A 17,464-nucleotide genomic window follows, 5' to 3' on the forward strand; every position below is an offset into this window, starting at 1 on the left:
TGCCTAGTGCTGCCCTGCAAGACACTCGCGCAATGCGTCTTGCCAACGCGGCTGGCTGACCTGCCATTGTTGCTGCAGGCGGCTGCAATCCAGACGCGAGTTCAGCGGCCGCTGGGCGGGCGTCGGGTAAGCGCTGGACGGGATCGCTTCCAGCTCGGCGCAAGGCTTGCCTTGCGCACGCAGGTGTTCGCCAATCGCCTGGGCAAAGCCGAACCATGAGGTCTCGCCCTGGGCGGTCAGGTGATACACCCCCCATTCACCCGCTGCGCCAGCCAACCAGCGCTCGATCAGGGCGCGGGTACTCTCGGCGATGCTGCCGGCCCAGGTCGGCGCGCCGATCTGGTCAGCGACGATGCGCATGTGCGGTTTTTCTTGCAGCAGACGCTGCATGGTCAACAGGAAATTCTTGCCGTGGCTCGAATACACCCAGCTGGTACGTAAAATCAGGTGCTCACCGCCTACCGCTGCAATCGCCTGCTCGCCCGCCAGCTTGCTCTGGCCATAGACGCCCAGCGGGTTTGGCGTGTCGTTTTCGGTATACGGCGCCGGCTTGCCGCCATCGAACACGTAGTCGGTCGAGTAGTGAATCAGTGGGATGCCCAGGGCCTTGGCTTCTTCGGCAAGGATGCCGGGTGCGGTTGCGTTGATCGCAAACGCTGCATCTGGTTCGCTTTCGGCCTGATCGACAGCGGTGTGAGCCGCAGCATTGATGATCAGGCCGGGGCGATGGGTGCGAACCTGTTGGCGGATCTGCTCGACGTTGGCCAGGTCGAGTTGGTCGCGGCCCAGTACGATGAGTTCGCCCAGGTCCAGGAGCCGCTGTTGCAGCTCCTGGGAGACTTGGCCGTGTTGGCCGGTGATCAAGATTTTCAGACGGGAGGTCACGAGAACACGTCCGCGTCTTTGAAACTCTTGCCGTTCTGGTCTTTGGCGGACAGGATCGGCGGGCCATCGAGTTGCCAGTCAATGTTGAGCGTGGGGTCGTTCCAACTGATGCAACGCTCGGCTGCCGGCGTGTAATAGTCGGTGGTTTTGTAGAGGAACTCAGCGTAATCACTGAGTACCACAAAACCATGGGCGAACCCTGGTGGAATCCACAGTTGGCGACTATTGCCGGCAGACAGGCGCACGCTGGCCCATTTGCCGAAGTTGGGCGAACTGCGGCGGATATCCACCGCCACGTCCAGAACCTCACCGGCTGTCACACGCACCAGTTTGCCCTGGGCGTGCTCGACCTGATAGTGCAGGCCCCGCAACACGCCCTTTTGCGAGCGCGAGTGGTTGTCCTGCACAAACTGCTGTTGCAACCCGGTGGCTTGTTCAAAGTGCCGGGCGTTGAAACTTTCATAGAAAAAACCGCGATCATCGCCAAAAACCTTCGGTTCGATGATCAATACACCGGGCAATTCAGTCGCGGTTACATTCATTTAGTGTCCTCGTCGGCCAGTGAGTACAGGTATTGACCATAGCCGGTTTTTCCAAAGTATTTGGCGCGCTCCAGCAGATAGTTGCGGTCGATCCAGCCGTTCTGATAGGCGATCTCTTCCAGGCAAGCAACTTTCAGGCCCTGGCGATGCTCGATGGTCTGCACGTAGGTTGAAGCTTCCAGCAGGCTGTCATGGGTGCCCGTGTCGAGCCAGGCGAAGCCGCGGCCGAAACGTTCAACGTGGAGGTCACCTCGCTTGAGGTAGGCGTTGTTGACATCGGTGATTTCCAATTCGCCACGCGGCGAAGGCTTGACTGCCTTGGCAATCTGGATCACGTCGTTGTCGTAGAAATACAGCCCGGTCACGGCATAGCTCGACTTGGGCTTCGCCGGTTTTTCTTCGATGGACAGGGCACGGCCGTCCTTGTCGAAGTCGATCACGCCGAAACGCTCAGGATCTTTGACCCAATAGCCAAACACGGTGGCGCCGGACGGGCGTTGGGCCGCGGTGCGCAACTGCTCGCCGAAATGCTGGCCGTGGAAGATGTTGTCGCCCAGGATCAGGCACACCGGGTCTTCACCGATGAATTCTTCACCAATGATGAAGGCTTGAGCCAGCCCGTCCGGAGACGGCTGTTCGGCATAGCTGAAGCGCACGCCGAACTGGCTGCCGTCACCCAGCAGGTTACGATACTGCGGCAAGTCCGTTGGTGTAGAAATCACCAGGATGTCCTTGATCCCCGCCAGCATCAGCACCGAGATCGGGTAGTAGATCATCGGCTTGTCGTAAACCGGCAACAGTTGCTTGGACACGCCCAGGGTGATGGGGTGCAAACGGGTGCCGGAACCGCCGGCCAATACAATACCCTTCATCATGCGATCAGATCCTTTGCGTCAGTGTTGCCGAGTCGTTCACCTTGATAACTGCCATCCTGGACCCTGCGGCACCATTCCAGGTTGTCGAGGTACCACTGCACGGTCTTGCGCAGACCGGTTTCGAAGGTTTCTTGCGGAACCCAGCCCAGCTCGCGTTCGATCTTGCTGGCATCGATCGCGTAGCGCTGATCGTGGCCTGGGCGATCCTTGACGAAGGTGATCAGGTCGGTGAATTTTTCCACGCCGGCCGGGCGTTGCGGCGCCAGTTCTTCGAGCAGGGCGCAGATGCCGCGCACCACATCGATGTTCTTCTGCTCATTGTGGCCACCGATGTTGTAGGTCTCGCCGACTACGCCGGTGGTTACCACCTTGAGCAGGGCACGGGCGTGGTCTTCGACGAACAGCCAGTCGCGCACTTGCAGACCATCGCCATAGACCGGCAGTGGCTTGCCCGCGAGGGCGTTGAGGATGACCAGCGGGATCAGCTTCTCGGGGAAGTGGAACGGCCCGTAGTTGTTCGAGCAGTTGGTCAGCAACACCGGCAGGCCATAAGTGCGCTGCCAGGCGCGTACCAGGTGGTCGGAGGCTGCCTTGCTCGCGGAATACGGCGAGCTCGGCGCGTAAGGCGTGGTTTCAGTGAAGAGATCGTCTACACCGTGCAGGTCGCCGTATACCTCATCCGTGGAGATGTGGTGAAAGCGGAACGCGCTTTTGGCTGGTTCTGCCAGCTTCTGCCAATAAGCCCGTGTGGCTTCCAGCAGGCTATAGGTACCGACGATGTTGGTCTGGATAAAATCCGACGGACCGTCAATGGAGCGGTCGACGTGGGACTCGGCTGCCAGGTGCATGATCGCCTGCGGCTCGAAGCGCGCGAGTACGGCGCTGACGGTGGCCTGGTCGACGATGTCGGCCTGGACGAACTCGTAGCGGCTGTTGGACGCGATGCTGGTCAGCGACTCAAGATTGCCGGCGTAGGTGAGTTTGTCCAGGTTAAGGACTTCGTGCTCAGTGTGTTGTATCAGGTGGCGGATCAGGGCAGAGCCAATGAATCCGGCACCGCCGGTGATGAGAATGCGCATGTCGAGGGCCTTTTCCTTAGACGGACACTGGGCGAAAGAAGCATAGCTTGAGTTGTGAGGCGGGCTGGTGCAAGCACGGCGAGCATGAGGGGTTGATTAACTGCCCATAACAATGGCGATATAGACGCCTGAAAAAACAGAGGGCGTCACAATGTTGCTTGCCACATTGATCCATCGTGCCAGTTTGCCTTGCCCACAAGTGAGCCCTGACCAAGCGGCGCAATTACTCAAGCAGCATTATGGCCTTGATGGTTCCTTGCAGTCATTGGGTAGCCAACAAGACGTCAACTACAAGATCGACAGCGAGCGCGGCCGGTTTGTTCTGAAAATCAGCCGGGGCGATTACGCCGCCATTGAATTACAGGCCCAGCATGCCGCCCTCAAGGACCTGCAGGGACGCGAGCACCTACGTGTGCCGAAGGTCATCCAGAGCCTCAAGGGCGACGAACTGCTGACGGTAAGCCTCGATGACCAAACCCTGCATCTGCGGCTGTTGGAGTATATCGACGGCCAGCCCCTGACCGATTTGCCGCACCTGAGCCGCGAAGTGATCCAAGGCTTCGGAGCGCTGTGCGGGCGGATGAGCCAGGCCCTGGCGGGCTTCGAACACCCGGGCCTGGAGCGTACCCTGCAGTGGGACCCGCGCCATGCACAGGAACTGATCACCCATTTGTTGACGACTCTACAGGATCTGCCTCAGCGCGCCGCCCTGGCACAGGTGGCCCGGCAGGTCGAAGCGTACGTGAAGCCTCTGGCGCAACGGTTGCCATGGCAGGCGGTGCATATGGACATCACTGACGACAATGTCGTGTGGCAGCGCGACGCCCAGCGGCATTGGCAATGCCAGGGCGTGATTGATTTCGGTGATCTGGTGCACACCTGGCGCATTGCCGACCTGTCAGTCACCTGCGCGGCGCTGCTGCACCATGCCGAAGGGGACCCGTTTGCCATTTTGCCGGCGATCCAGGCGTGCCACGCAATCACGCCGTTGCAACGCGAAGAGCTGCAAGTGCTATGGCCGTTGATCGTCGCCCGTGCGGCGGTGCTGGTGCTGAGCAGCGAACAGCAGCAACGCCTGGACCCGGACAATGCCTACCTGTTGAAAAACGCCGAGCACGAGTGGGAAATCTTCGATGTGGCGACATCGGTACCGTTCGAGTTGATGGAGGCCGCGATCTTCAGTTGCCTCGGTGACACGTTGCCGACGATTGCCGAGCAGGACTTTGCCCCTTTGCTGCCGGGCCTGGTAGGCCGTGAGTTTGCGTTGATCGACCTGGGCGTACTCAGCCCGCATTTCGAGGCCGGCAACTGGGAAGTGCCGGGTATCGACCACCGGCTGCTGGATGAGGCGGCGGCGGTGCATGGGCTGGCGGCCAGCCGATATGGGCAGTACCGGTTGTCGCGCACGCGCCCCGACAGCGCCGCCGAGCCGGAAACCTTTGCCCTGCATGTGGAGCTGCATCTTCCCCACGGCAGTGTCGTACAAGCGCCTTTTGCCGGGACATTGCACGCAGGCGCTGACGGTCTAGTGTGTTTGCAGGGGGCGCCATTGAGCCTGCGTTTATGGGGCGTGAAGACGCAGTTGACGCCTGGCTCGGCACTGGTCAAAGGGCAGGTCCTGGGGCAAGTGCAGGCGCCGCTCACGGTCCAGTTGTGCCGGGCGGAGCTTGAGCCGCCGTTGTTTTGCACGCCCTCCAGGGCGCCGGCCTGGCAGGCGCTTTGCCCCTCACCCGCAACGCTGTTGGGCCTGGCCTGTGATGCCGAGCCGGAACTGGACCCCGAAGCCCTGCTGGCGCGACGTGACGCCAGTTTCGCGCGTTCGCAGAAGCACTATTACGTAGACCCGCCGCGCATCGAGCGGGGTTGGCGCAACCACCTGATCGACATGCAGGGCCGTTCCTACCTGGACATGCTCAACAACGTGGCGGTGCTGGGCCATGGTCACCCGCGCATGGCCGCAGTGGCGGCGCGGCAATGGTCGTTGCTCAATACCAACTCGCGCTTTCACTACGCGGCGATTGCCGAGTTTTCCGAACGTTTGCTGGCGCTGGCGCCGGATGGCATGGACCGGGTATTCCTGGTCAATAGCGGCACCGAGGCTAACGACCTGGCGATCCGCCTGGCATGGGCCTACAGCGGTGGGCGCGACATGCTCAGCGTGCTGGAGGCGTACCACGGTTGGTCGGTGGCGGCGGATGCGGTGTCCACCTCGATTGCCGACAACCCCCAGGCATTGAGCAGCCGCCCGGATTGGGTGCACCCGGTGACCGCACCGAATACCTATCGAGGTGAGTTCCGCGGGCCGGACAGCGCGCCAGATTACGTGCGAAGCGTGGAGCATAACTTGGCGAAAATCGCCGCGAGCAAACGCCAGTTGGCGGGTTTCATTTGCGAGCCGGTGTACGGCAATGCCGGTGGCATTTCCCTGCCGCCGGGCTATTTGCAGCAGGTGTATGGCCTGGTACGTGCCCAGGGTGGTGTGTGTATCGCCGATGAGGTGCAAGTGGGCTACGGCCGCATGGGGCATTTTTTCTGGGGCTTTGAGGAGCAGGGCGTGGTGCCGGACATCATCACCATGGCCAAAGGCATGGGCAACGGCCAACCGCTCGGTGCGGTAATCACCCGACGGGAGATCGCCGAAGCGCTGGAGGCCGAGGGCTATTTCTTCTCGTCGGCAGGGGGGAGCCCGGTCAGTTGCCGTATCGGCATGGCGGTACTGGATGTGATGGAGGAAGAAAAGCTGTGGGAAAACGCCCAGGTAGTGGGAGGGCATTTCAAGGCTCGCCTGGAGGCACTGATCGACCGTCACCCATTGGTAGGGGCTGTTCACGGCTCTGGGTTCTATCTGGGATTGGAGCTGGTTCGTGATCGGCATACCTTGGAGCCCGCCACTTTCGAGACCGCGCTGTTGTGCGATCGTCTGCGCGAGCTGGGCATCTTCATGCAGCCGACCGGCGACTATCTCAACATCTTGAAGATCAAGCCGCCGATGGTCACGTCCAGGCGCAGCGTGGATTTCTTCGTCGACATGCTGTCGAAGGTGCTGGATGAACAATTATAGATGGCCGATTTTTATCGACCAATTTATGTAATGTTTTCCTCATATGATCTTTTGTTGCTTTTAAAGCCGATTTTTATCCGCTATAAAGTCGGCCATTCCCCCATTCGGAGTCCTGAACGCCATGACCACCCTGCACAGCACACCTCGCGCCGATGGCTTCTATATGCCCGCCGAATGGGCGCCACAGACCCAAACCTGGATGATCTGGCCCGAGCGCCCGGACAACTGGCGCCTGGGCGGCAAGCCGGCGCAGGCGGCTCATGTGGCGGTGGCCAAGGCGATTGCGCGTTTTGAGCCGGTGACGGTTGCTGTTTCCGCCGGCCAGTACGAAAACGCCCGCGCACGTTTGGATGTGCCCAATATCCGTGTCGTGGAAATGTCCAGCGACGACGCCTGGGTGCGAGACACCGGCCCGACTTTTGTCATCAACAACAGCGGTGAGGTGCGTGGGGTTAACTGGGACTTCAACGCGTGGGGCGGTTTTGACGGGGGGTTGTATGCGCCGTGGAACCGTGACTCGCAGGTGGGCGGCAAGATCCTGGAGATTGAGCGCGCACCGCGTTACCGCACCGAAGGGTTCGTGCTGGAAGGCGGTTCTATCCATGTCGACGGCGAAGGCACGCTGATCACCACCGAAGAATGCCTGCTGAACCGTAATCGCAACCCGCATCTGGATCGCGCGGCCATCGAGTCCGTGCTGAGCGCCAATCTGGCTGTGGATAAGATCATCTGGCTGCCGGACGGTCTGTTCAACGACGAAACCGACGGCCATGTGGATAACTTCTGCTGCTACGTACGCCCGGGCGAAGTGCTGCTGGCCTGGACCGACGACCCGCAAGACCCGAACTATGCGCGCTGCCACGCGGCCATGGATGTGCTGCAAAGTAGCACTGACGCACAGGGACGCTCGTTCATCGTGCACAAAATGCCGATCCCGGGGCCGCTGTTCGCCACCGAGGAAGAGTGCGCAGGCGTGGACCCGGTGGATGGCAGCCAGGAGCGTAACCCGAGCGTTCGGTTGGCCGGTTCCTATGTCAACTTCCTGATCGTCAACGGCGGCATCATCGCGCCGAGCTTTGACGATCCGATGGACGGCCAGGCCAGGACTATCCTGCAGCACCTGTTCCCGCAGCACGAAGTGGTGATGGTGCCGGGCCGTGAACTGTTACTGGGCGGCGGTAATATCCATTGCCTGACCCAACAACAGCCCGCCCCGCACAAAAACTGAGTGCAGTTGTAACAGCGCTTGCAGCAGCGCTGCGCGCTACCTCTTTAGAGCGCCCATAGCAAGCCCGCGGCCCAGCAAGGTCGCGGGCTTTTTTATGCTCTAAAGCCTGCAAACACGGGACTTTGGCATAGCTCTTGTATCGGTGTTGTCACCGTGATCAAGGTTTGATGACTGCGCAGTTCTGTCATAAACCTTGAGTAAGTTAGCCGCTCACGCAGTAGGAGAGAGCGCTGAAATGAATGCCGATATCAACCTGATCTACACGCGCCCGTTCCACCCGACGCGGGTCAACGGTGATGCGATCCACGCATTGGCGCTGTGGTTGAAGGCAAATGGTCCGCGACCAGCCAGGCGGGCAGACCTGCGCAGCGTGGTGATGCAGCGCTATCCGGTGGGGTTGTTCAGTGACGATGAAGTGCAAGCATTGTGTGAGTTATTGAAGAACTGAAGAGCGCCACGCGCAACTGCCGGTTTGCGCATACCCATCCACGGTGGGCGCAGTAGGACGCTGCTTAGAATTATTTCGCCTAAATACAGACGATTCACGAAATTGACACATAGTTCAACGGGCGCATAGGATTGCGCCAACGCCTGTGGCTAACCGCCATGACTTACTCCAATAAAAAAAGGCCCGCGGCAGTTCAGTCGTCCGCGGGCCTTCTTTTTTCCGGAAAAAGCCGACACCAGAAAAGCAACACGGAGCCTGGTGTCACAGCGCGTACTCAACCAGTAATAAGGAATATAAGAATATGTTGAAGCAACGGATGAGTCTGATCGCTCTGGGGATTTTGAGCGCATCGACAGCCATGGCAAACGACCAGGAGCAATCCAAGGGTTTTGTTGACGACAGCCACCTGAACATTGCTGCCCGTAACGCCTACATCAGCCGCGACTACAAAAACGGCAAGCAAGACAAAGCCGAATGGGGCCAAGGCTTCATCGGCAAGTTCGAGTCCGGTTTCACCCAAGGCACCGTCGGTGTGGGTGTGGACGTGATCGGCCAGTACGCCATTCGCCTGGACGGTGGCAAAGGCCGTAGCGGCGCTGGCGGTATCGACTTCTTCAAACAAGGCGACAGCGGCGAAGCCGCCAACGACCTGGCCAAGGGTGGCGCAGCCGTCAAGGCGCGCATCTCCAATACCGTGATCAAATACGGTCAGCAGATGCCAGCCGTACCGGTCCTGGAGTACGACAACTCCCGTCTGTTGTCGGAAACCTTTGAAGGCACCTCGATCGTTTCCAAAGAGATCGCCGGCCTGCAACTGGACGCCGGTCACTTCACCAAGGAAGCGCGCAAGAGCGCCGAAGGCAGCGACAGCGGCCGCCTGAAAAGCATCGATTACATCGGTGGTAGCTACAAATTCACCGAAAGCCTGTCGGCTGCACTGTATGCCTCCAACATGCAGGACGTGCTGAAGAAGCAATACGTCAACGTCAACTACGTGCTGGCCCTGCCAGAGAAACAGTCCCTGACGTTTGACTTCAACGGCTACAAAACCAAGCTGGACCGCAGCTTCGCCCTGGAAAACCAAGGTGATGCGGACGCTCGCGACAACAAGATCTGGAGCCTGGGCGCTACCTGGGCTGTCGGCCCGCACAGCTTCACCGTCGCTCACCAGCGCAGCACCGGCGACACCGGCTACCTGTACGGCGGCTACCGCAACGCCGGCGGCATCGGCGACGGTGGCAACACCATCCTGCTGGCCAACTCCTACTGGTCTGACTTCAACGGCAAGGACGAGCGTTCCTGGCAGGTTGGCTACGGCATCGACTTCGCCACCTTCGGCGTACCGGGCCTGACCTACAACGTTGCCTACGTACGCGGTACCAACATCGACGACGGTAGCAACCGTGGCGACGGCACCGAGCGTGAAATCTGGAACCAGTTCAAGTACGTCGTACAGAGCGGCCCAGCCAAAGACCTGAGCCTGCGTGCGCGTGCGTCCTGGTTGCGCGTCTCCAACAACGCCAGCAACTACAACGTAGGCGGTAACGAAATCCGTCTGTTCGCCGACTACCCGATCAACGTTTTCTGATTGATCGCAAGTCGCGCCTGATCCCAGGCGATAAAAACCCCGACTGGTTCGGGGTTTTTTTATGTGCAGGCGATCACTTATCGGGTGCGTGTCGGGCGTGGTCATCCCGAGGCGAACGCCCGAAAAAAGCCTTATAGGCCCGGCTGAACGCTGCCTCGGACTCATAGCCCACCGCAAACCCAACCTCGCCGATGCGACCTCCCTGCCGGGAAAGCATGGTTTTTGCCAAGGTCAGCCGCCACTCATTCTGATAGCGCAACGGTGAGCGCCCGACCAACGTACTGAACCGCTCGCAGAAATTGGAACGCGACATGCCGGCAACTTCCGCCAGCGCATCAATGCGCCATTGCTGGCCGGGCGTTGCGTGGATCGCCCGCAGCGCCCGGGCAATACGCGCATCCGACAACCCGCCGAGCCATCCCGACGCGCCACCCTGTTGAACCCAGGTGCGCAGGATGCGAATCACCACCAGATCGATCAGGCGCGAAATCATCAACGCACCGCCGGGCTGCGTGTCATGGGCTTCGAGCAACATGAAATGCAGAATACCTTCGGCCCAGGCCGCCGCTTCGGTTTGTCGGATGTGGATCAACTGCGGCAGGGCAAACAGCATCGCCTGGAAACTGCTTGCATCGAACCAGAATCGGCAGACCACCACCGTGGCCGGCCCACTGCATGCCGTAATCCTGATACCTGTGGGGTCGTGAGGGAGTAGCAGGACATCGCCCTGTTCCAGCATAACCGGTGGTTGACCACCACTCTCCAGTTGCAACCCGCCTTGCTGGACTACGCAGATATGCGCGCTCTTTTCATCAAGCTTGAGCGGCTGCCCGATGGTCAGCTCAGAGGCATAAACGCGGTCGCCCGTCAGACGAATCTGCGCCAGTACCTGAGACAGAAGGTCGCCCTTGGCCAGGCCCTCCAACTGCATTTCCGGATGAATGATCAAATGTTCGAGGGGATTGGTCATGTCTGCACGGCCATGCCTTCAATAAGCTGATTCCCGGATCATAACGCGCTGAGGCGATCTGGATGAGCGTTTCCAGCGCAGGTCGTTTATGCATATCTTCCAATCACACGGGAAACGCAAAATGTTCGGAATCTCCACCCTCGGCTGGATCCACACCCTCGGCAGCCTGCCCGCCATTCCACTGGCGGCCTACATGTTCATCCGCTGCGGGCGCATCGTTCCCCGCTCAACACCGGGCAGGTTCTATCTGGCATCGATGCTGATCGGTGCCTTCAGCGTGTTCCTGGTCGCCAAACAACCGGTCAGCAACCTCATTGGCGTCATCACGATTGCCTTGCTCGTGGCCGGTTATGGCGTTGCGCACCTGGCCTGGCTGGGCCGTGCGCGGATTTATCTGGAAACCATCTTCCTGAGCCTGACGGCGTTTTTCCTGATGGTGCCGACGGTGTCCGAGACATTGCGTCGGGTGCCTGATGGTCATCCTTTTGTTACCGATTTGAAATCGCCGGTGCTGATTGGTGCGCAAGCGGGGATAGCGCTGGTGCTTGTTATCGGCGTTACTGTGCAGATGATCTACTTGCGCAGGAGAGGGGGGCGGGTTGCTTGATTGTCTGTCGAGTATGAGTCGTGTGCGGGTGTTTGGGGCCTTGCGCAGAAAACAGGCAGGAATCCACCGGAAGCAGCCGTTTTAAACCAGTCGCCGGAACAATATGGCTGCTTCACCCAACCCCTTCTCGTATCATCAGCGCCTTCGCATCTGGAACGAACTGTGTGAAATCGCTAACTGGAAAAACTCCGGCTGCCCCTGATGGGACGAAGTGGGACGTAGGCGAGGCTGTCAATCAGCTCTCGTGGGACGACTTGCGCATCATCAAGACGCTCAGTGATTGCGGCAATCGTTCGGCTACAGCCAAGAAGCTTGGCATCAACGTATCCACCGTTTCGCGCCGAGTTGCTCAAGTCGAGCGAACGCTCGGCATCGCGCTGTTCGATCACCGCAAATCCGGGTATCTGCTCACCGCCGAGGGCGCTGAATTGCGAGCACTTGCCGAGAGAGTGGAGTTGGATATCGTCAGCGTCACGCGGCGTGTTTCACGTTCAGGCCAGGGCCCTCTGGGCAAACTTCGAATTACCACCAGCGACTCGCTGTTGCTGTACTTCTTCACCCCCATCATCGCGGATTTCAAAGCCCTGAACGAGGGCATCACCATCGAGGTGCTGGTGGGCAATGAAACCCTCAGCCTCGCCCGGGATGAATCGGATATCGCGATTCGAGCGACCAGAAAACCTGCGGAAAGCCTGGTGGGACGCAAGCTGGCGAATATTGCCTGGGCACCTTACTGCTGCGCCAAACAGGTGACTGCCGCGCCCCTTTTCGAAGAGGGCCAGGCATGGGTGTCATACTCAGCAGCGCTCTTCGGTTTGAAGGCGACAAGCTATGTCGAAAACCGAGTCGCTGCTGAGCGCATCGCGTACCGCACCGATTCAGTTGCAGCAGCAAGCGCTGCAATTGCGGCGGGTCTGGGGTTTGGATTCCTTCCCTGCATGTTGGGCGACATAACTCCAGGGTTGGTACGCGCCGGCCCGGTGGTGCCAGAGCTTCAGGATGAGTTGTGGTTGCTGACTCACCAGGACATTCGAAAGTCGTGGCGAGTCAAAGCATTCATGACCTTCTGCGCCGCTGCCGTGGCCAGTCAAAAGCCTTTGGTCGAGGGGCAGTTGATACTCCCGGTCGTCTAGATCGAAACCGGGAGTGCAACTCAGATGTCTCGGGCGCCAATCACGGCTTTGCACACGATCTCAATCAACTGCTGGCGCTGGGCAAGTCTCGATACCCCAATGATATTGCTCGCGCACTGCGGCCGCTCAGTGCCATAGGCCGCCTTGCGCACTTTGCCGACCACGGCAAACGCAGCGTCCATATCCAGCACATAAAGGGTTTCCTCGACAACATCTTGCAGAGTGGCGCCATACAAGGCGAGCAGCTTCGAAATGTTGTCATAAGAGACCCGCATCTGCTCTCCCATCGAAGAGAAATCACTGGGCTTACCGTCGGCGTTCAGCGGCGCCGGGGCTACCTGGTTACCTTCCTCGTCATGGTTGAATTGACCTGATACGTAGATCTCGTTTCCCACCCGCCGTGCCTGCGGATAGCCATATGCCTCCTCCCAGGAAACGCCCCAGTAGGCGGTCTGCTTGTTGAACGGTTGTGACGCTGCCATTGCATTCTCCTGCACATGACGGATCGGCTTGATCCGAATGGGTGGGCGAATGCTAACAGCGCGATCGCGTGGGTGATGGCGCATAAATGAGCCAATACAGGCGCAAAAGTGCGCCACCAGGAAACGTCTTGATTGGTTATCTTTTGCTCGTCCTCAAGCCATGACGCTGAGGAGTGCGCTCATGGCTACGGTGATGCCTGCAAGGTGCGGGACCCGAGACGTGTGCGATAGAACTTCATCCAAGCCGAAAGGAAAACAAAAAATGAGCAATCCTAAAACTGAAGTCCTGACTCCGCTGAACAGCCAACTGATCTTCATCGATCAGCAGCCCCAGATGGCTTTCGGCGTTCAGAGCATTGACCGGCAAACGCTGAAAAACAATAGCGTTGCCTTGGCCAAGGCCGCGAAGATTTTTAATGTCCCCACCACCTTCACCACGGTTGAGACAGAAAGCTTCTCAGGTCACACCTACCCTGAGCTACTCGCTGTATTCCCGGACGCCCCGCTGCTGGAGCGCACCTCCATGAACTCCTGGGACGATCAGAAGGTACGCGACGCCCTCAAGAGAAATGGTCGCAACAAGATCATCGTCTCCGGCTTGTGGACCGAGGTATGCAACACCACCTTCGCCCTGTCGGCAATGAACGATGCCGGCTATGAAATCTATATGGTTGCAGACGCCTCCGGCGGCACCACCAAAGAAGCCCACGATTACGCCATGCAGCGCATGATCCAGGCCGGCGTGGTACCGGTAACCTGGCAGCAGGTGCTGCTGGAATGGCAGCGGGACTGGAAGAACCGCGACACCTACGACGCCGTAATGGAACTGGTCAAGGAACATTCTGGCGCCTATGGCATGGGCGTCGACTACGCCTACACCATGGTGCACAAGGCGCCTGAGCGCGTTCAGCATGGCCCTACTTTGGCGCCTGTCGCTGCATCTGTCTGAGCCATCGCCAGCCCCTGCCCTGGGGGCTGTTCACAGACTTGCGAAGGGTGCGCAGTCGACTGAACCGAGTCAAACGAGCCTGGCCTGGAACCTCTGGGGGTTTCCAGTGCCCAGTGCTGTTCGAGTCAGGCGCTTGCACCCGGTTACCCGGATTAATAGATGTGTATGAACATGGACAAATCTACCGTGCTTGCGACTCTCACACTGGCTTCGACAGAACCGCTCAAATCCTGGCAGATCAGCACTGCCAAACAACTGATGCTGGGCAGACTGGATACCGGCATTTCAGTGACTGAACTCGCTGAAGCCTGCGCATTGTCGCGCAGTCACTTCACCCGCCTGTTCAAGGAAAGCACCCGGATGCCCCCGCAGCGATGGCTGCGTGAACAGCGGGTCATGAAGAGCAGAGAGTTATTGAAGACTTCCACGATGTTGCTCACAGAGATCGCGCTGGAATGCGGCTTCAGCGATCAATCTCACTTCTGCCGTACCTTCGTGAAAACTGTAGGCATGACACCGACGGCTTGGCAGCGACAGGCAGTCTGCCCGACTCCGGTCGTGGCTTGAGACGGTAAGGCACCCGAAGACATTCAAAAGTGAGGAAAACCATGAAAATTCTCTACACCGCAGTCGCCACCGCAACCGGTGGTCGTGATGGCCGGGCCATCTCCAGCGACAACAACCTTGACGTGAAACTGGCCACTCCCAAGGAGTTGGGTGGCGCCGGTGGTGAGGCCACCAACCCTGAGCAACTGTTCGCCGCCGGTTACTCGGCCTGCTTCATCAGTGCACTGAAATTCGTCGCCGGCCAGAGCAAACGCAGCATTCCGGTCGACGCCACGATCACGGCGCAGGTCGGCATTGGCCAGATCCCAGGCGGTTTTGGCCTGGATATCGACCTGAACATCAACCTGCCGGGCCTGGAGCAAGCCGATGCACACGCGTTGGTGGAGGAGGCCCATCAAGTGTGCCCGTATTCCAACGCCACCCGTGGCAACGTCGATGTGCGTTTGCACGTCACCGTCTAACTTTCCGAGATCTACGCCTCGCCGCTGCGCGCTACCACTGAGCAGTTGAAAGGCCGCCAGCTGGCTTTCAAATAGCGTTACCTACTTTGCAGATACGGCGCCATCAAGCTGGCAAACCACTCGATGAAGGCACTGAGGCGGCGAGAGCGTTGGCGACGATCCGGATACAGTACAGACACGGTCATCGACGGCGGCCGGTAAGCTGCCAGCACTTCCACCAACTCGCCGCTATCGAGTAGATGCTGCACATCGAACAACGGCACCTGAATCAAACCGAGGCCTGTGCGGCATGCGGTGATATAGCTTTCCGCACTATTGACCACCAAGCGACAGGGCAGTGGCAACGAATGCCGGACGCCGTCGAGACAGTATTCCCACTGAACCTCCTGCCCGCTCGATCCCGCCACATAGCCGACGCATACGTGCCGCTCCTGCAACTCGGCAAGGTCGGTGGGTACGCCAAACTCGCTCAGGTAAGCGGGACTGGCGCAGTTGATCATCAACACCTGCCCTAACGGTTTCACTACCAGGCTGCTGATCTGCGGCGTGCCGAAACGAATCACACAATCGACGCCCTCCTGCACCAGGTCTATCGCCCGGTCAGTGGAACCCAGGCCCAGTTGCAGGTGCGGGTAACGCTGGAGAAAATCGGGCAGCGCAGGAATGAGCAGGCGCCGGGCGATACGGCTGGGCACATCGACCTCCAGGCGCCCCATTACCTGCTCTTGATGGATGTGGAACAGTTGGTCGATCTCATCGATCTCGACTAATACCTGGCGTGCGCGCTGCAGTAACTGGCTGCCATCGGTGGTCAACGACACCTTACGCGTGGTGCGGTGCAGCAAGCGCGTTCCGGTATTGGCTTCCAATTGTTGAATCGCCGCCGATACCGTGGCACGCGGCAGTTTCAGCAGGCGTGCGGCCTGGATGAAGCTGCCGAGCTCAGCCACCTGAACGAAAATTTGGTACTGGTCGATGCGGTCCATGGGTTATCAGTGCTCGACGACGGCGTTAGCCTGTTTCACTCGAAACCGGCGGGTGATGTGCAGACTGATCGAGGTTCATAGCAACCCACGGCCTGGTTTGTCGGGAAAAGTGTCAACGCCGCATTACGGGGTTGCAATCGCTTTTCGCCCGTTACTTGGTGGTATACCCGCCGTTGATCAAAATCGTCTGGCCCGTCACCCACCAGCCATCACTCACCAGGTTGCGAATGAACGGGACCACATCCTCGATATCAGTCAGGCCCGTGCGTGAGAACGGCGAAAGCGCCGCGGCGGTCTTATGATAGTTCACCGCATCCTGACCTTCGGCCGGATAAAAAAACGGTGTATCCATCGGGCCCGGGCCCACTGCCGTCACCGAAATACCACGCGCGCCGAGTTCTTTTGCAGCCGCTCGGGTGAACTGCTCCACCGGCGCTTTACTGCCGGCATACGCCGCGTAGAACGGCGTGAACGCGCCGAGCAGCGAGGTGACGATGGTGCAGATCTTGCCGTTGTCGTTGAGGTGCTTGCCGGCTTCCTTGAGAAAGAAAAACGCGGTTTTAGAGTTAACCGCCATCATTTCGTCGTACTCAGCTTCGGTGATCTCAGCCATGGGTTTCTTCAACACCTTGCCCACGGTGTTGATCGCAATATCCGGACGCCCGACTGCGGCCACGGCATCGCTGAACAGCTTTTCAACGGCCCCAGCGGTGGTCAGGTCTGCCTGCAACACCACCGCCTGGGTTCCCAGCGCCTCGAGAGCCGCCGCAGTGGCGTTGGCATCGCCCTGGCTGGAGGCGCTGTTGTAATGCACCACTACCGCCTTGGCACCCTGCTGGGCGAGATCGCGGGCGAGCAAACCGCCGAGATTTTTCACACCGCCGGCGATCAGTACGACCTTGCCATTGATTGAATGTTTGGACATGACAATGCTCCTTGGGCTGGGAAAGGTACGACCCAGTCTAGAGAGGCAGCGGGCAAAGATAAGCACGCTGATGTTGGATGCACTGTTCAGCGTTTTCGGCCAATAGGCGTGAAGTTACTTACGTTGTGTTGGTGTATTGGCTGGAAGATTGTCAGTGGGTTGACGGAAAAATGGACGTTCCAGAAACGACAAAGCCCTCGCATTTCTGCGAGGGCTTCGTTTTGTATGGTGCCGGCACCAGGAGTCGAACCCGGGACCTACTGATTACAAGTCAGTTGCTCTACCAACTGAGCTATACCGGCGTGTTAGGGCGACGATTATAGCGATTGGCAGGCATCTGTAAACCCCTGAATTCTGACTATTTTTGCAAATACAGAGGTTTTTTTGAGCAGGCCGTATTTTCGTTGCGGCGAGTCGTGCTCCGGGGCCGGCAAATCAGCTCAGTTGCCATCGCCACAGTTGTCCGTGAATTTCATGTACTCCAACACCCGGGTCTGGTTCTTTGAGTCGAGATAGGTCATTCGCGCGTTCACTATGCCGCATCCCGAGCGGGAGTCTTCGCTGGTGGAGAGTACGCGCTGGATGTCTGGCTTGGGGGTTACGCCGGCGTGTGCGGTGGCGGTCAGTGCAAGCAGGGCGGCGGCGATCAGGGGTTTCCAGTTGTTGGGGTTCATCGTG

The 17,464-nt window shown here is 59.2% G+C and carries 18 protein-coding genes and 1 tRNA gene; 9 read left to right on the forward strand and 10 right to left on the reverse strand.

Translation table 11 applies throughout. From position 1 onward, the window contains the following. Positions 1-3 precede the first annotated feature (3 nt). The 4 genes from rfbD to rfbB are packed head-to-tail and all read right to left on the reverse strand — an operon-like array spanning position 4 to position 3,381. Positions 4-885: a dTDP-4-dehydrorhamnose reductase gene (gene rfbD, locus JBE38_RS08120; protein WP_205344097.1), complete on the reverse strand. Its 882-nt coding sequence runs from the start codon at positions 883-885 to the stop codon at positions 4-6. Then, entirely contained in the window at positions 882-1,427 is a 546-nt protein-coding gene (gene rfbC, locus JBE38_RS08125) for a dTDP-4-dehydrorhamnose 3,5-epimerase (RefSeq protein WP_090367467.1), read from the reverse strand. The genes rfbD and rfbC overlap by 4 nt, the downstream gene beginning before the upstream one ends. After that, positions 1,424-2,302, reverse strand: a complete 879-nt coding sequence (gene rfbA, locus JBE38_RS08130; protein ID WP_104995244.1) for a glucose-1-phosphate thymidylyltransferase RfbA — start codon at positions 2,300-2,302, stop codon at positions 1,424-1,426. Before rfbA ends, rfbC begins: the two co-directional genes overlap by 4 nt. Beyond that, the gene (gene rfbB, locus JBE38_RS08135; protein ID WP_205344098.1) at positions 2,299-3,381 is read right to left on the reverse strand and encodes a dTDP-glucose 4,6-dehydratase; all 1,083 of its coding nucleotides are present in this window, start codon (positions 3,379-3,381) and stop codon (positions 2,299-2,301) included. Before rfbB ends, rfbA begins: the two co-directional genes overlap by 4 nt. 151 nt (positions 3,382-3,532) lie before the next feature. Between rfbB and JBE38_RS08140 the strand changes: the two genes are divergently transcribed. From JBE38_RS08140 to JBE38_RS08155, 4 genes are all read left to right on the forward strand, one after another. Beyond that, a complete protein-coding gene (locus JBE38_RS08140) occupies positions 3,533-6,442 on the forward strand; it encodes an aminotransferase (protein WP_205344099.1) in 2,910 nt (969 codons plus the stop codon). A 121-nt stretch (positions 6,443-6,563) separates the two neighbouring features. Next, the gene (gene aguA / locus JBE38_RS08145) at positions 6,564-7,670 is read left to right on the forward strand and encodes an agmatine deiminase (RefSeq protein ID WP_104995246.1); all 1,107 of its coding nucleotides are present in this window, start codon (positions 6,564-6,566) and stop codon (positions 7,668-7,670) included. A gap of 235 nt (positions 7,671-7,905) precedes the next feature. Next, positions 7,906-8,118 (forward strand): hypothetical protein, encoded by a 213-nt coding sequence (locus JBE38_RS08150; protein WP_090367457.1) that lies wholly within the window; start codon positions 7,906-7,908, stop codon positions 8,116-8,118. Between the two features lie 301 nt (positions 8,119-8,419). After that, positions 8,420-9,706 carry an OprD family porin gene (locus JBE38_RS08155; RefSeq protein ID WP_090367454.1) on the forward strand — a complete coding sequence of 429 codons (1,287 nt, stop codon included), beginning with the start codon at positions 8,420-8,422 and terminating at the stop codon, positions 9,704-9,706. 73 nt (positions 9,707-9,779) lie between these two features. Here JBE38_RS08155 and JBE38_RS08160 read toward each other — a convergent pair whose 3' ends face one another. Then, complete coding sequence (locus JBE38_RS08160) at positions 9,780-10,676, reverse strand: AraC family transcriptional regulator (protein WP_104995248.1); 897 nt, start codon at positions 10,674-10,676, stop codon at positions 9,780-9,782. Positions 10,677-10,797: 121 nt separating this feature from the next. Between JBE38_RS08160 and JBE38_RS08165 the strand changes: the two genes are divergently transcribed. Both JBE38_RS08165 and JBE38_RS08170 read left to right on the forward strand, forming a co-directional pair. After that, entirely contained in the window at positions 10,798-11,283 is a 486-nt protein-coding gene (locus tag JBE38_RS08165) for a hypothetical protein (RefSeq protein ID WP_205344100.1), read from the forward strand. Positions 11,284-11,447: 164 nt separating this feature from the next. Next, complete coding sequence (locus JBE38_RS08170) at positions 11,448-12,416, forward strand: LysR family transcriptional regulator (protein ID WP_174554026.1); 969 nt, start codon at positions 11,448-11,450, stop codon at positions 12,414-12,416. A 20-nt stretch (positions 12,417-12,436) separates the two neighbouring features. On the opposite strand, the gene JBE38_RS08175 is transcribed toward JBE38_RS08170, so the two are convergent. Then, entirely contained in the window at positions 12,437-12,898 is a 462-nt protein-coding gene (locus JBE38_RS08175; protein ID WP_090367448.1) for a RidA family protein, read from the reverse strand. A 262-nt stretch (positions 12,899-13,160) separates the two neighbouring features. On the opposite strand from JBE38_RS08175, the gene JBE38_RS08180 reads away from it, so the two are divergent. From JBE38_RS08180 to JBE38_RS08190, 3 genes are all read left to right on the forward strand, one after another. Further along, positions 13,161-13,847 carry a hydrolase gene (locus JBE38_RS08180; RefSeq protein ID WP_090367446.1) on the forward strand — a complete coding sequence of 229 codons (687 nt, stop codon included), beginning with the start codon at positions 13,161-13,163 and terminating at the stop codon, positions 13,845-13,847. A 165-nt stretch (positions 13,848-14,012) separates the two neighbouring features. After that, positions 14,013-14,414: a helix-turn-helix domain-containing protein gene (locus tag JBE38_RS08185; RefSeq protein ID WP_090372275.1), complete on the forward strand. Its 402-nt coding sequence runs from the start codon at positions 14,013-14,015 to the stop codon at positions 14,412-14,414. A 41-nt stretch (positions 14,415-14,455) separates the two neighbouring features. Then, positions 14,456-14,875 (forward strand): organic hydroperoxide resistance protein, encoded by a 420-nt coding sequence (locus JBE38_RS08190; protein ID WP_104995251.1) that lies wholly within the window; start codon positions 14,456-14,458, stop codon positions 14,873-14,875. A gap of 77 nt (positions 14,876-14,952) precedes the next feature. On the opposite strand, the gene JBE38_RS08195 is transcribed toward JBE38_RS08190, so the two are convergent. From JBE38_RS08195 to JBE38_RS08210, 4 genes are all read right to left on the reverse strand, one after another. Beyond that, positions 14,953-15,861 carry a LysR family transcriptional regulator gene (locus JBE38_RS08195; protein ID WP_205344101.1) on the reverse strand — a complete coding sequence of 303 codons (909 nt, stop codon included), beginning with the start codon at positions 15,859-15,861 and terminating at the stop codon, positions 14,953-14,955. A gap of 151 nt (positions 15,862-16,012) precedes the next feature. Further along, positions 16,013-16,786, reverse strand: a complete 774-nt coding sequence (locus tag JBE38_RS08200) for an SDR family oxidoreductase (protein ID WP_090367440.1) — start codon at positions 16,784-16,786, stop codon at positions 16,013-16,015. A 226-nt stretch (positions 16,787-17,012) separates the two neighbouring features. After that, positions 17,013-17,088, reverse strand: a tRNA-Thr gene (locus tag JBE38_RS08205). Positions 17,089-17,226: 138 nt separating this feature from the next. Then, positions 17,227-17,460 carry a DUF2790 domain-containing protein gene (locus tag JBE38_RS08210; protein ID WP_126870927.1) on the reverse strand — a complete coding sequence of 78 codons (234 nt, stop codon included), beginning with the start codon at positions 17,458-17,460 and terminating at the stop codon, positions 17,227-17,229. Between the last annotated feature and the right edge of the window lie 4 nt (positions 17,461-17,464).

The organism is Pseudomonas sp. ICBG1301, assembly GCF_016918385.1.
In the GTDB taxonomy this organism is placed as follows: Bacteria; Pseudomonadota; Gammaproteobacteria; order Pseudomonadales; family Pseudomonadaceae; genus Aquipseudomonas; species Aquipseudomonas palleroniana.

What these genes read in the sequence shown, in the direction of transcription:
- JBE38_RS08200 (WP_090367440.1), bottom strand. Translation starts at nt 16,786, where the DNA reads ATGTCCAAACATTCAATCAATGGCAAGGTCGTACTGATCGCCGGCGGT.
- JBE38_RS08175 (WP_090367448.1), bottom strand. Translation starts at nt 12,898, where the DNA reads ATGGCAGCGTCACAACCGTTCAACAAGCAGACCGCCTACTGGGGCGTT.
- JBE38_RS08185 (WP_090372275.1), top strand. Translation starts at nt 14,013, where the DNA reads ATGAACATGGACAAATCTACCGTGCTTGCGACTCTCACACTGGCTTCG.
- JBE38_RS08155 (WP_090367454.1), top strand. Translation starts at nt 8,420, where the DNA reads ATGTTGAAGCAACGGATGAGTCTGATCGCTCTGGGGATTTTGAGCGCA.
- aguA (WP_104995246.1), top strand. Translation starts at nt 6,564, where the DNA reads ATGACCACCCTGCACAGCACACCTCGCGCCGATGGCTTCTATATGCCC.
- rfbC (WP_090367467.1), bottom strand. Translation starts at nt 1,427, where the DNA reads ATGAATGTAACCGCGACTGAATTGCCCGGTGTATTGATCATCGAACCG.
- JBE38_RS08195 (WP_205344101.1), bottom strand. Translation starts at nt 15,861, where the DNA reads ATGGACCGCATCGACCAGTACCAAATTTTCGTTCAGGTGGCTGAGCTC.
- rfbB (WP_205344098.1), bottom strand. Translation starts at nt 3,381, where the DNA reads ATGCGCATTCTCATCACCGGCGGTGCCGGATTCATTGGCTCTGCCCTG.
- JBE38_RS08160 (WP_104995248.1), bottom strand. Translation starts at nt 10,676, where the DNA reads ATGACCAATCCCCTCGAACATTTGATCATTCATCCGGAAATGCAGTTG.
- JBE38_RS08210 (WP_126870927.1), bottom strand. Translation starts at nt 17,460, where the DNA reads ATGAACCCCAACAACTGGAAACCCCTGATCGCCGCCGCCCTGCTTGCA.
- JBE38_RS08150 (WP_090367457.1), top strand. Translation starts at nt 7,906, where the DNA reads ATGAATGCCGATATCAACCTGATCTACACGCGCCCGTTCCACCCGACG.
- JBE38_RS08190 (WP_104995251.1), top strand. Translation starts at nt 14,456, where the DNA reads ATGAAAATTCTCTACACCGCAGTCGCCACCGCAACCGGTGGTCGTGAT.
- JBE38_RS08180 (WP_090367446.1), top strand. Translation starts at nt 13,161, where the DNA reads ATGAGCAATCCTAAAACTGAAGTCCTGACTCCGCTGAACAGCCAACTG.
- JBE38_RS08140 (WP_205344099.1), top strand. Translation starts at nt 3,533, where the DNA reads ATGTTGCTTGCCACATTGATCCATCGTGCCAGTTTGCCTTGCCCACAA.
- JBE38_RS08165 (WP_205344100.1), top strand. Translation starts at nt 10,798, where the DNA reads ATGTTCGGAATCTCCACCCTCGGCTGGATCCACACCCTCGGCAGCCTG.
- rfbA (WP_104995244.1), bottom strand. Translation starts at nt 2,302, where the DNA reads ATGATGAAGGGTATTGTATTGGCCGGCGGTTCCGGCACCCGTTTGCAC.